The sequence below is a fragment of the Winogradskyella bathintestinalis genome, from assembly GCF_030407435.1.
Classification (GTDB): Bacteria; Bacteroidota; Bacteroidia; order Flavobacteriales; family Flavobacteriaceae; genus Winogradskyella; species Winogradskyella bathintestinalis.
Map to the genome: position 1 here is coordinate 937,615 of NZ_JASDDK010000002.1, position 12,601 is coordinate 950,215.

General features: G+C 31.9%; 12 protein-coding genes. 11 read left to right on the top strand and 1 reads right to left on the bottom strand.

Translation table 11 applies throughout. The annotated features are described in order from the left end of the window. The first annotated feature begins 104 nt into the window (after positions 1-104). The 10 genes from QMA06_RS09105 to QMA06_RS09150 all read left to right on the top strand — a co-directional run bounded on the left by QMA06_RS09105 (position 105) and on the right by QMA06_RS09150 (position 10,475). On the top strand, positions 105-1,295 hold the full coding sequence (locus tag QMA06_RS09105) for a pyridoxal phosphate-dependent aminotransferase (protein ID WP_290206523.1): 1,191 nt from the start codon (positions 105-107) through the stop codon (positions 1,293-1,295). Next, positions 1,295-2,308, top strand: a complete 1,014-nt coding sequence (murB, locus tag QMA06_RS09110; protein ID WP_290206524.1) for a UDP-N-acetylmuramate dehydrogenase — start codon at positions 1,295-1,297, stop codon at positions 2,306-2,308. The genes QMA06_RS09105 and murB overlap by 1 nt, the downstream gene beginning before the upstream one ends. 199 nt (positions 2,309-2,507) lie before the next feature. Further along, positions 2,508-3,041: an RNA polymerase sigma factor gene (locus tag QMA06_RS09115; protein ID WP_290206525.1), complete on the top strand. Its 534-nt coding sequence runs from the start codon at positions 2,508-2,510 to the stop codon at positions 3,039-3,041. A gap of 11 nt (positions 3,042-3,052) precedes the next feature. Continuing rightward, positions 3,053-3,844 (top strand): anti-sigma factor, encoded by a 792-nt coding sequence (locus QMA06_RS09120; RefSeq protein ID WP_290206526.1) that lies wholly within the window; start codon positions 3,053-3,055, stop codon positions 3,842-3,844. Between the two features lie 439 nt (positions 3,845-4,283). Beyond that, a complete protein-coding gene (locus tag QMA06_RS09125; RefSeq protein WP_290206527.1) occupies positions 4,284-4,487 on the top strand; it encodes a membrane or secreted protein in 204 nt (67 codons plus the stop codon). A gap of 6 nt (positions 4,488-4,493) precedes the next feature. Beyond that, on the top strand, positions 4,494-5,606 hold the full coding sequence (locus QMA06_RS09130; protein WP_290206528.1) for a glycosyltransferase: 1,113 nt from the start codon (positions 4,494-4,496) through the stop codon (positions 5,604-5,606). Next, positions 5,597-6,142, top strand: a complete 546-nt coding sequence (locus QMA06_RS09135; protein WP_290206529.1) for an RNA polymerase sigma factor — start codon at positions 5,597-5,599, stop codon at positions 6,140-6,142. Before QMA06_RS09130 ends, QMA06_RS09135 begins: the two co-directional genes overlap by 10 nt. A 175-nt stretch (positions 6,143-6,317) precedes the next feature. After that, positions 6,318-7,190 (top strand): lipoyl synthase, encoded by an 873-nt coding sequence (lipA, locus tag QMA06_RS09140; RefSeq protein WP_290206530.1) that lies wholly within the window; start codon positions 6,318-6,320, stop codon positions 7,188-7,190. Next, complete coding sequence (gene gap / locus QMA06_RS09145; RefSeq protein WP_290206531.1) at positions 7,190-8,173, top strand: type I glyceraldehyde-3-phosphate dehydrogenase; 984 nt, start codon at positions 7,190-7,192, stop codon at positions 8,171-8,173. The genes lipA and gap overlap by 1 nt, the downstream gene beginning before the upstream one ends. A gap of 61 nt (positions 8,174-8,234) precedes the next feature. Further along, a complete protein-coding gene (locus QMA06_RS09150; protein ID WP_290206532.1) occupies positions 8,235-10,475 on the top strand; it encodes a tetratricopeptide repeat-containing hybrid sensor histidine kinase/response regulator in 2,241 nt (746 codons plus the stop codon). On the opposite strand, the gene lpxK is transcribed toward QMA06_RS09150, so the two are convergent. Further along, complete coding sequence (gene lpxK, locus QMA06_RS09155; RefSeq protein ID WP_290206533.1) at positions 10,468-11,466, bottom strand: tetraacyldisaccharide 4'-kinase; 999 nt, start codon at positions 11,464-11,466, stop codon at positions 10,468-10,470. The two genes, QMA06_RS09150 and lpxK, sit on opposite strands and share 8 nt — an antisense overlap. 39 nt (positions 11,467-11,505) lie before the next feature. Between lpxK and QMA06_RS09160 the strand changes: the two genes are divergently transcribed. Beyond that, positions 11,506-12,600, top strand: a complete 1,095-nt coding sequence (locus QMA06_RS09160) for a Nif3-like dinuclear metal center hexameric protein (protein ID WP_290206534.1) — start codon at positions 11,506-11,508, stop codon at positions 12,598-12,600. The last annotated feature ends 1 nt before the right edge of the window (position 12,601 follow it).

Consider the following 12,601-nt stretch of genomic DNA (forward strand, 5'->3'; position numbering starts at 1 on the left):
TTCGAATAATTTCAAAGAAGTTACAAATCTTTAGAATACAATATATTTTAAGCATCATTTTTTAAATAAATTTTAAGACCTTAGCATTTTAAAATCGATACCACATGCCAAAAATTTCAAATAAAGGCTCAAACATGCCAGAATCGCCAATCAGAAAATTGGTACCTTATGCTGAAGAAGCTCAAAAACAAGGAAAAAACATCTATTATTTAAACATCGGTCAACCAGATATAAAAACTCCACAGGTTGCTTTAGATGCCATTAAACACCAAAATCTTGAGACTATCGCGTATAGCAGATCTGAAGGGTCAGAAAGCTATAGAATGAAAATTGCTGACTATTACAAACGCAATGCCATTAACGTTAATCATAAAGACATTCTCGTAACTACTGGAGGTAGTGAAGCTCTGTTATTTGCGTTTGGAAGTATTATGGATGAAGGAGACGAAATTATAATACCTGAGCCATTTTATGCTAATTATAATGGATTTTCAAATGCTTCTGGTGTAAATGTGGTTCCAGTAATTTCAAAGATTGAGGATAACTTTGCTTTACCACCTATAGAAGAATTCGAAAAACTCATTACTCCAAAAACCAAGGCAATTTTAATTTGTAATCCTGGAAATCCAACAGGTTATTTATATTCTAAAGAAGAAATAAAAAAATTAGCTGCCATTGTAAAAAAACACGATTTATTTTTAATAGCAGACGAAGTTTATAGAGAGTTTGTTTACGACGGTGAAGAACATTATTCCATTTTACAAGAACCTGGATTAGAAGATTATGCTATTGTCATTGATTCAGTTTCTAAGCGCTACAGTATGTGTGGGGCGAGAATCGGGTATTTAGTATCAAAAAATGAAGCGGTTATTAAAACGGCATTAAAATTTGCGCAAGCAAGATTGAGTCCGCCAACTTTAGCACAGATTGCGAGTGAAGCTGCTTTAGATACTCCTCAAAGTTATTTTGACGATGTTAAAGACGAATATGTAAAACGCAGAAACACACTTATTTCAGGTTTAGAAAAAATAGAAGGAGTTAAAGTGGCTAAGCCAAATGGTGCTTTTTACTGTATTGCGGAATTACCAGTAAAAAATTCTGACGATTTCGCAAAATGGTTATTAGAATCTTTTGATTATAATAACGACACCGTAATGGTTGCTCCTGCTGCTGGGTTCTACTCGACTTCTGGAGTTGGATTAAATCAAATCCGAATTGCATACGTTTTAAATGAAGCGAGCTTAAAAATGGCTGTTAAAATTCTTGAAGAAGCCTTAAAAGTATACAAAGACTAATGACTCTTATTGATAATGCTTCATTAAAATCGCTTAACTCCTTTGGCATAGATGCTAAAGCGAAAACATTTTACAATGTGCCTTCGGTAGATAAACTTATTGATATTTTAAAAAAATATCATGGACATCCGTTATTCATTTTAGGGGGCGGAAGCAATATGTTGTTAACTAAAGATATTGAAGCATTGGTACTTCACATCAACCTTAAAGGTATTGAAGTTATCTCCGAAACCGAGAACACCGTTGTTGTAAAAGCTATGGCTGGAGAAAACTGGCACAATTTTGTACTTTGGTGTTTAAAACAAAACTATGGAGGACTTGAAAATTTATCATTAATTCCAGGAAATATTGGAACGGCTCCTATACAAAATATTGGTGCATATGGAGTAGAGCTCAAAGATATTTTTGTGAGTTGTGAAGCTATAAATATTGAAAATCAAACCACAAGAACTTTTATAAAAGAAGAATGTAATTTTGGTTATAGAGAATCTATATTCAAACAAGACTTAAAAGATCAATATATTATAACAAGTGTTAATTTTAAATTGACAAAAACAGATCATCAATTACAAACCGACTATGGAGTAATTAAAAATGAACTGGCGTCCCATGGCATATATAATCCGAGCATTCACGATATATCTAATGCAGTCATTGCAATAAGACAAAGCAAATTACCAGATCCTAAGGAAATTGGTAATAGTGGCAGCTTTTTTAAGAACCCAATTATAACTGCGGAAGAATTTAAAGAATTAAAACATAATTTTCCAGACGCACCATCATATAAAATATCCGAAGAATACATAAAAGTTCCTGCAGGATGGCTTATTGAAAAAGCTGGTTTTAAAGGTAAACGCTTTAAAGATTATGGGGTACACAATAAACAAGCCCTAGTTTTAGTTAATTATGGGAATGCAACCGGAAAAGAAATTTTTGAATTGGCTCAATTAATACAAAAAACAGTAAAATGGGTTTTCAATATTACAATTGATACAGAAGTAAACATCTTTTAATACAAAAGTCGCAATTAGATTGCGACTTTTGAATTTAGAATAATTTCTTTTTGAAAATGCTATTAATCAACCTCTTACGAAGTTAAAACCATTCTAATATTATTATGTTGACCACCTTTATAAGGTGTAATTAATTATATTTACGTTTAGAAATGTGTTTTGGACGTTTCAATTATAAAAAAAATAAGATTTTATTATTTTGAGTATAACACCAATAGAAAAAAAGATAATCGACTTGCTTCAAAAGGGAGATAAGCGTGCTTTAAATTTGCTTTATGAAAATTATTCGAACAGTCTTTATGGTGTAATCTTAAAAATTACAGTGAATGAAGAAGTCGCTGAGGATGCATTGCAAGAAACATTTGTTAAAGTATGGAAAAACGCTTCCAAATACGATCCAAGTAAAGCTAAACTTTTTACATGGTTATTCCGTATAGCGCGAAATACAGCTATCGATAAACTAAGAAGTTTTAATAATCGTTTCCATAAAGAAGTCCAAATTGAAACTTCTAACGTATATATTTTACCAACAACAAATTTTAACCAAGATGTCATGGATATCAAAAAACATGTTGGGAATTTAGAAGAAAAATATCAGATTGTGTTAGATGCCTTATTTTTTCAAGGTATGACGCAACAAGAAGCTAGCGATGAACTAGATATTCCGTTAGGCACTATTAAATCTCGATTAAAAATAGGGTTACGCGAACTTAAAAAAGTTTATAATCCATAAAATATTTGATCATGGAAAGAAATGTACAAACCTTTTTAAAATCTAACCTACTTAATAAGTATCTGGTTGGAGACACTTCTTTGAAGGAATCGAAAGAAGTTGAACACTTTATTTCTACATATCCTGAGGTAGCGCAAGCATTTGAAAAACTTCAAGCTAATATAGAAATTGTAGCAAAAGCAGGGGCTGTAGATGTACCAGAGCATATCCTAGGTGAAATATTAGAATCTTTGGAAGAAACTAATGATACCAAGGTTATTAATTTGGTACAGAACAAAAAAACACCATGGTACAGCATTGCAGCAAGTGCCGCAGCTGTTTTATTTGCTGCAACATCATTTATGCTTTATCAAAAGAATACAGACTTAAATCATGAAAATAATGTAGTAGTAGAAGAAATATTTGATTTACGTAGCGACATTGAAAATAACAATTCAAAATTAGATGAGTTATCTAAAGAATTATTAAAACTTAATAATCCTGATGCTAAGAAATATGTGATAAACGGTAATGATCGCGCTAAGAACTTAAAGACTGTTGCTTATATTAATCCAGTTGAAAAAACGTCGATGATTGATGTTATTACATTACCGCAACTTCCAAAAGAGCAACAATATCAAATCTGGGCTGAGCTACAAGATCGCATGGTTAATTTAGGAATTCTAGATGAATCTGATCGTAAGTTGAAACAGATTCCTTACATGGAAGATGCGTTAGCACTAAGTATTAAAATTGGTAAAAAAGGTGATAATGCAAACGAAAATGATACTGAAGTTGCTGAAATTTCTTTAAAGGAAGAGTAATATTATTAATGGCAATGTTATAGACATATCATTAATTAATCCAGGAAAAAGGTGTAATCTTATAGATTACGCCTTTTTTTATTAAAACCTTTTTAGAATTTAAGTAATTGTTAGTGTACACATTTTGCTTATTACTAAAACGAAATCAAGGTTTTAAGACAGCGATATTTGAGTTTTATTTTAGCTTAAACACACCATAAATTTTAAATCCAAATTTTCCAAAAGAGATTTTTACATTCAAAAATTATGACAAACAGCAAATAACCAAACATAGATATGGGTTTCATACATTTTTCAACAAAACTTTCTATCGAAACAAAAAGCATTATCTTTGCATTAAATTTTAGCTATTCTATAAAATATCCTGTAATATATTTGTATTAGCCTACAATTATTATGGATGTCTTATCTGAAATAAAATTATAATAGATATTACCAGATGAAATTACTTTTACTTACATTAGGATTATTAGCGTTAGCCGTGGCAGGAATCGCTATTAAAATTTGGGCGAAAAAAGATGGTAAATTTGCTGGCACCTGTGCTAGCCAAAATCCAATGCTCAATAAAGAAGGTGAAGCTTGTGGTTTTTGTGGAAAAACTCCAGACGAATACAAAGACTGTAGCGAACCTCAACATTCATAATTTTTAATGACACTACCACTAATACTATTCTATGTATTAATTGCCGTTGTTTGTATTCAAATTATTTATTATCTAAGTTTTTTATTTGTATTTGGCCTTAAACCGGTCGAAACCCAATTAAAAAAACAAATTCCCATTTCTGTAATCATCTGTGCTAAAAATGAAGCTAAAAATTTAAAAAAAAATTTACCCTTCATCATTGGTCAAGCTTATTCCAATTTCGAAATAGTATTGGTCAACGACAGTTCATTTGACGATACATTGGAAGTTATGGAGGAATATTCCGCCTTAAACTCTAACATTAAAATTGTTGATGTTAAAGCTAGTGAAGCATTTTGGGGCAATAAAAAATATGCACTTACGCTTGGGATAAAGGCCTCTAAACACGATTTTTTAGTTTTTACAGATGCCGATTGTGTACCTAATTCTAAACATTGGTTAGCACACTTAAGCGAAAAATTCTCAAACGAGAAGTCCATTGTTTTAGGTTATGGAGCTTATGCCAAAAAGAAGTTTTCTCCTTTAAATAAACTGATTCGTTTTGAAACTGTAATGACTGCTTTACAATATTTCTCTTATGCACAGCTGGGCTTAACCTATATGGGTGTCGGTCGTAATTTAGCCTATAGGAAAGAATTGTTTTTTAATAATAGTGGATTCAATAATCATATGTCAATTAAATCTGGTGATGATGATTTATTTATTAATGAAGTTGCAAATGCATCGAATACTGCATTATGTTTTACCAAAGAAAGTTTTACAGTTTCTGAGCCAAAATCATCATATAGATCATGGATTCTTCAAAAAAGACGGCATATAAGCACGGCTTCATTTTATAAATTGAAACATAAATTATTGTTGGGTTTATTTTACATTACACAATTTCTATTTTGGAGTCTTACGCCGGCTTTGCTATTTTTAGGATTTAAATGGCAGTGGGTAGTTGCGTTAATTAGCTTAAGGGGTATTACCCAATGGCTTAGTTTCGGATTTAGCGCTAAAAAACTAAATGAAACCGATCTTATTGTATTTGCACCAATCTTAGAAGTCTTCCTAATTATAACACAATTGAATATCTTTGTTACTAATCTAATATTTAAACCGAAACATTGGAAGTAAGCGAAGCCATACATAAAGCTAAAAACAAAGAGCAAAGCGCATTTAATTTTCTTCTTGATCGATTTTGGAACGACGTGTATTTATTTCAGCTTAAAAGAACCCTGAACGAAAATGATGCTGAAGATATTACCATTCAGACCTTTTCGAAAGCTTTTGATAAGATAGCCACCTATAAGGAAGACTATAAATTTAAGACTTGGTTAATAACAATTTCAAAAAATATACACATAGATTTAATTCGTAAACAGAAAAAATCAATTAATAATACCTCAAAAGACAACGATGATCACTATTTTGATATTGTTGACGACTCTCCTACTCCAGAAGATAAAATAATAACCGAACAAAATCTAGCTAAACTTCTGCGAGATATTAAGAAGCTAAAACCTCATTATCAAGAAGTTATTAACTTAAGATATTTTCAAGAATTGAGTTATAAAGAAATTTCTGAAGAACTCAATGAACCCATTAATAATGTAAAAGTTAAACTATTAAGGGCTAAAAAATTACTTGCTGAAATCATCATAAAAAAATGATTGATTAGTCTCAATAATTAATTTATAATAACTTGATCTTTTCTCACTCATAAATTTTTATCTAAATCACAGTCCCTAATTCATTTTGGATCGTTCATCTTTCTGTTTTCTATTTTCAAATAGATTTAACAATCAGTATTTACTTTGTATCTTTGCTTTCAGAAATAAACATCTCATGGAAACCAAAATTGCCTCAAACATTTTACCCGAACGAAAACCAAAATGGTTACGTGTAAAATTACCCACTGGTAAAAAATATACTGAATTAAGAACATTAGTAGATAAATATAAATTAAACACTATTTGTGCTTCTGGAAGTTGCCCAAATATGGGGGAATGTTGGGGAGAAGGTACGGCAACCTTTATGATTTTAGGTAATGTTTGCACACGTTCTTGTGGATTTTGCGGAGTGAAAACTGGGCGGCCAGAAACTGTAGATTGGGACGAACCAGAAAAAGTTGCAAGGTCCATAAAGTTAATGCAGATTAAACATGCTGTCTTAACAAGTGTAGATCGTGATGATCTTAAAGATATGGGAAGTATTATGTGGGCAGAAACCGTAAAATCTGTAAGACGCATGAATCCGGAAACCACTCTCGAAACATTAATCCCCGACTTTCAAGGTATTGAAAAACATATCGACCGGATAATAGAAGTAGCTCCAGAAGTCGTTTCTCATAACATTGAAACCGTAAGACGCTTAACCAGAGAGGTAAGAATACAAGCGCAATACGACCGTAGTCTTGGGGTTTTAAAATATTTAAAAGCCCAAGGACAGCGGAGAACCAAATCTGGTATAATGTTAGGTTTGGGTGAAGAACGTGAAGAAGTAATTCAGACATTGCACGATTTGCGCGCTAATGATGTAGACGTAGTTACTATTGGTCAATATTTGCAACCAAGTAAAAAACATTTACCTGTAAAGCAATTTATCAATCCAGATCAATTCGATGAATACAAAGCAATAGGATTAGATTTAGGTTTTAGACATGTAGAAAGCAGTGCTTTAGTAAGATCTTCTTATAAAGCTCAAAAACACATTAATTAATGATTACAGTTGCCATCAACGGCTTTGGCAGAATTGGTCGTCGTGTTTTTAGGTTAGCTCTAGAGCACCCGCAGATACAAATAATTGCTATTAACGATTTGGCTGATGCTAAAACTTTAAGTCATTTATTAAAGTACGATAGTATTCATGGGGTTTTAAATAATGTGGTTTCTTACAATGAAAAACATATCATCGTTGACGACGTTGCGATACCATTGTACCAAGAATCACATCCAAAAACTATTGATTGGTCTGCAGTACAACCCGATTTTGTAATAGAATCGACAGGCAAATTCAAAACTAAATTAGAACTTCAATATCATATTAGTAACGGAGCTAAACGCGTTATTTTATCTGTACCTGCGTTAGGAGATGACATAAAAACCATTGTTCTTGGTGTTAACGAACATATAAGAGACGGCAGCGAAACTATTTTATCTAATGCTTCTTGTACTACAAACAATGCAGCTCCAATGATAGCTTTAATTAAAGCACATTTTGAAATAAAACAAGCTTATATTACCACCATTCATTCTTATACAACAGACCAAAGCTTGCACGATCAGCCTCATAAAGATTTAAGGCGTGCTAGAGCTGCTGGTCAATCCATCGTTCCAACAACTACAGGAGCAGCTAAAGCTTTGACCAAAATTTTTCCAGATTTATCTGAAGTTATCGGGGGTTGTGGTATTAGAGTGCCCGTGGCTAATGGTTCTTTAACTGATATTACAATTAATATTGAGAAACCAACATCTATTGAACAAATTAATTCAATATTTAGAAATGCCGCCGACAATGAATTAAAAGGTATTCTTGAATATACTGAAGACCCGATTGTTTCTATTGATATTGTCGGTAATACACACTCTTGTATTTTTGATGCGCAAATGACTTCTGTAATAGGAAATATGGTAAAAATTGTAGGTTGGTATGATAATGAAACTGGATATAGTTCAAGAATTTTAGATTTAATTTGCGATTAATCGGACAAACAAACACTTTTATCGAATAAATAATTATATTTGCTTGAATTAAATGGAGCTAATGTCCCAAGTCAAATATAACATATTTGTTTTTTTAGCATGCTTTTGTAGCCTCATCTTTGCACAGCAAGAAGGCATTCAAGATAAAGAAATGCTAGTACTAAGGCTTAACGAACATTTAAGTCGAGCGAAACTAGATAGCGATCGCGGAAATTACTATAATGCTTTAGATAACTTAGAAAAAGCATTAGAAGTTGCGGTGAAAATTGATGACAAATCCAATGAAGGTAAAATATACACCAAAATTGCAAAAGTTCAATTTTTAGTTGATAAAGAAGACCAAGCCAATATTTCACTTACCAAAGCCATTCAAATTCAACGAGAAAACAACGACTATGGTAACCTTGCTGCTACTTATAATATAAAAGGAGTTATTCACAGTACTAAAGGTGAATATCAAAATGCTTTAGATTATTATAAATCTGCAAACAACCTTTTTGAAGAAGAAGACTTAGAAGAATATATTTCTGAAGTAACTCTAAACGAAGCCAAGGTATATATCGCTCAAAAACGCTATGAAGATGCCAAAACTCAACTCGAAAAAACCATAATTCTTGCAAAAAAGCACGACCAAAAACGTCGCTTAAGTAGTGCTCTAATTGAAAGCGGAAAGGTTTATTGTGCATTAGACAATACTAAAATGGCGCTATCGCAAACAGATGAAGGATTAACTATTGCACAAACAAATAATATTTTAGAGAATATAAACGAAGCTTACGTAACGTTAAGTGAAATTCACGAAAAAAATAAGGATTACAAAAACTCTTATGCTTACATTAAAAAGCATATTCATTTATCCGATTCCATTTTAAATATTAAGCGAGAAAATTTACCTCCTGGTATGTCTGGTCAATATATAAATCAGTTCAAAGATGCCGAAAATGCCCAGTTAAAAGCTCAAATTGATGAAGTAACTGCTGAAAGCGCATTCACACGAATTACAACCATCTTAAGTATTGCGTTGATTACTATTTTATCATTATTAACACTATCGCTCTATAAAAACAATAATATTAGGTTGAACACTAATACCATGTTGCATAAAAAGAATGACGAACTTATTGTTGCAAAAGAAAAAGCAGAATTAGCCTCTAAAACAAAAGCAAATTTCCTATCGACAGTAACTCACGAATTGCGTACCCCCTTATATGCTGTGACGGGATTAACCAATATGTTATTAGATGAAGATCCAAAAGAACATCAAATTACACATTTAAAATCATTAAAATTCTCAGGAGATTACCTACTTACTTTTATTAACGATATTCTACAAATCAATAAAATTGAAGCCAACAAAGTAGAAATAGATCCAGAAAATTTCAACCTTAAAAGTAAACTAGAAAATGTAATATCGGCACTTAGCAATTCTGCTAAAGACCAAAATACAGAAATTCATTTTTTATATGATAATAATTTGCCAGAAACATTTATTGGCGACCAACTAAAAATTTCCCAAATCTTAATTAACCTACTTGGAAATGCTATTAAATTCACGCAAGATGGAGACATCTGGGTGAGAGCTCACAAAATTGACGTTAAGGACAACATGTACCAACTTCGTTTCGAAATTGAAGACAATGGTATTGGAATTACTGAAGAAAAGCAAAACCACATGTTTGATAGTTTCTCTCAAGGTTCCGTTCAAATTAACAGAAAATATGGAGGCACAGGTCTAGGATTGTCTATCGTAAAAGGACTGATTCAAATTCTAAAAGGTAAAATTTATTTAAAAAGTACACTTGGCAAAGGCACTACATTCTTTTTTGAAATTCCTTTAAAATATGATAAAGATGCACAAAAACCAATAGTGGAAGAAGTTAAAACAGCTAATAAAATGGACGATTTGGACTTAAGTAAAGTTAAAATTCTAATTGTAGAAGATAACAAAATCAATCAAATGATTACCAAAAAGATTCTTAATAAAATGAATCTATATTGTGATGTTGTGGATAATGGCGAAGCTGCTGTAGAACAAGTCAAAGACGTAACCTATGACGTTGTTTTAATGGACATACATATGCCAGGCATTAGTGGATTAGAGGCCACAAAAATCATCAGAACATTTGATAAAGACTTAACTATTTTTGCACTTACCGCCGTAACTTTAGAAGATAAAATGCACGAGTTTGGCGATGCTGGATTCGATGATATTATTTCTAAACCCTTTAAACAAGAAGACTTTGAAGATAAATTACACGCCGCACTTTCAGGCGAAAAAATAGTGTCTAGTTTTTTTAGTTAACAAATGCTTTAATTACATTATCAAATTGAGCTGATTCTTCTATTTTAATTTGAATAGGTAAGTAATACAATTTACGTTTCAACTCATCATGATCCGATAAACGCACAAAATCTTTTTCCGTTGTAATAATTAAAGATTTTGTAGCCAATGTTTCAATATCCGAAATTTTAAAACTATAATGATCACTATATTCCAAGTGATTAAAATCCAATCCTTTTTCTCTTAGAAAATCAACCAATGGGTTAGCGTTAGCGATTCCTGTGACCAACGTAAAACTTGGAAGTTTGCTCAATTCTAATTTATCCGTAGACGAAATTACATGTGATGCATAATCCACATAGCTGAAGAACAACTTTTGATGACTTTTCAATTTTAATTTTGAAGCTATTTTCTGCTTTTCAATTTTAGAAATCGTTTTATCACATTTCGTAACCACAACGACATCTGCACGTTTTGCACCAGAGCGTGGTTCACGCAGATTTCCTGTTGGTAAAACAATATCCTTGTAATAAAGATTATTATAAGATGTTAGTAAAATATTAAATCCGGCGGTTACCTTTCTATGTTGAAATGCATCATCCAACAAGATAACGTCCGGTTGAGATTTCAAAGTTCTAAGTTCTGCGATTCCATTTTGTCGGTCACCATCAACGGCAACGGTAAGGTCTTCAAATTTTCTATAAAACTGAAATGGCTCATCTCCAATAGTATCTGCAGTGGCATTTTTATCTGCCAAAACAAAACCTTTTGTTACTCTTTTATAACCCCTGCTTAATGTGGCAAGATTTTTATCTTCTTTTAAAAGCCGTATTAAATATTCTATCATGGGTGTTTTTCCGGTACCACCGGTACTGAGATTGCCAACACAAATAATAGGAAATTCATACGATTTAGACGATTTAATCCCAGCATCATATAATCGATTTCGCAACCAAGTTATGACGTAATAAATTGGTACGATGGGAAACAATAAGTTGCGGATAATGTTCACGACACTAAATTATATTATTTTTGAAACAAATATACACTTATGATTATACAAGACGTAATTAATCACTTGCACAACTTAGCACCTTTGGCATATGCTGAAGATTTTGATAATGTTGGACTGTTAGTTGGTGACAAAAATACAAACGTTTCAGGAATAATTATCACATTAGATACGCTCGAAGCTGTCGTAGATGAAGCCATAGAAAACGATTGTAATCTTATCGTAAGTTTCCACCCAATTATTTTTTCAGGTTTAAAAAAATTAACAGGAAAAACTTATGTAGAACGTGTAGTTATAAAAGCAATTCAGCATAATATCGCTATATTCTCTATCCATACCGCACTAGATAATGCATATCAAGGAGTTAATTCCATTATATGCGATCAATTAGGACTAACCAATAAAAAAATCTTAATTCCACAATCTGGTACGATAAAAAAATTACAAACTTACGTTCCAAAAGCAAATGCTGAAGCTTTAAGAACTGCGTTGTTCAATGCAGGGGCAGGCAATATTGGCAATTATGAATCGTGTAGTTTTAATTTTGAAGGCAAAGGTACTTATCTAGGGAACGAAGATTCTAATCCCGTTATTGGTGAAAAGGGTGAATTACATACAGAAACAGAAATCGCAATTACTGTAACTTTTAAAAAACATTTAGAGTCAAAATTATTAAAAACTTTATTTGAAGCACATCCTTATGAAGAAGTTGCTTATGAAATTTCAACTTTAGAAAACACCAATCAACATATAGGTATTGGGATGATTGGAGAACTTGAAAAATCCATGAAAACTGAAGATTGTTTAAATTTTATAAAAAATAAAATGAATACGGAATGTATAAGACATTCAAAATCTCTAAATAAACCTATAAAACGGATAGCTGTTTTGGGAGGCTCTGGCAGTTTTGCTATTTCGGCTGCAAAGGCTGCTAATGCTGACATCTTAATTACTGCAGACTTAAAATATCACGATTTTTTTAGTGCAGAAAACGACCTCGTTCTAGCTGATATTGGGCATTATGAAAGCGAACAGTTCACAAAATCGTTTTTAGTAGACTATCTCTCGAAAAAAATCACTAATTTTGCAATCATTTTATCAAAGACAAATACAAATCCGATAAAGTATTTATAAT

What these genes read in the sequence shown, in the direction of transcription:
- murB (WP_290206524.1), top strand. Translation starts at nt 1,295, where the DNA reads ATGACTCTTATTGATAATGCTTCATTAAAATCGCTTAACTCCTTTGGC.
- QMA06_RS09130 (WP_290206528.1), top strand. Translation starts at nt 4,494, where the DNA reads ATGACACTACCACTAATACTATTCTATGTATTAATTGCCGTTGTTTGT.
- QMA06_RS09160 (WP_290206534.1), top strand. Translation starts at nt 11,506, where the DNA reads ATGATTATACAAGACGTAATTAATCACTTGCACAACTTAGCACCTTTG.
- gap (WP_290206531.1), top strand. Translation starts at nt 7,190, where the DNA reads ATGATTACAGTTGCCATCAACGGCTTTGGCAGAATTGGTCGTCGTGTT.
- QMA06_RS09125 (WP_290206527.1), top strand. Translation starts at nt 4,284, where the DNA reads ATGAAATTACTTTTACTTACATTAGGATTATTAGCGTTAGCCGTGGCA.
- QMA06_RS09150 (WP_290206532.1), top strand. Translation starts at nt 8,235, where the DNA reads ATGTCCCAAGTCAAATATAACATATTTGTTTTTTTAGCATGCTTTTGT.
- QMA06_RS09105 (WP_290206523.1), top strand. Translation starts at nt 105, where the DNA reads ATGCCAAAAATTTCAAATAAAGGCTCAAACATGCCAGAATCGCCAATC.
- QMA06_RS09120 (WP_290206526.1), top strand. Translation starts at nt 3,053, where the DNA reads ATGGAAAGAAATGTACAAACCTTTTTAAAATCTAACCTACTTAATAAG.
- lipA (WP_290206530.1), top strand. Translation starts at nt 6,318, where the DNA reads ATGGAAACCAAAATTGCCTCAAACATTTTACCCGAACGAAAACCAAAA.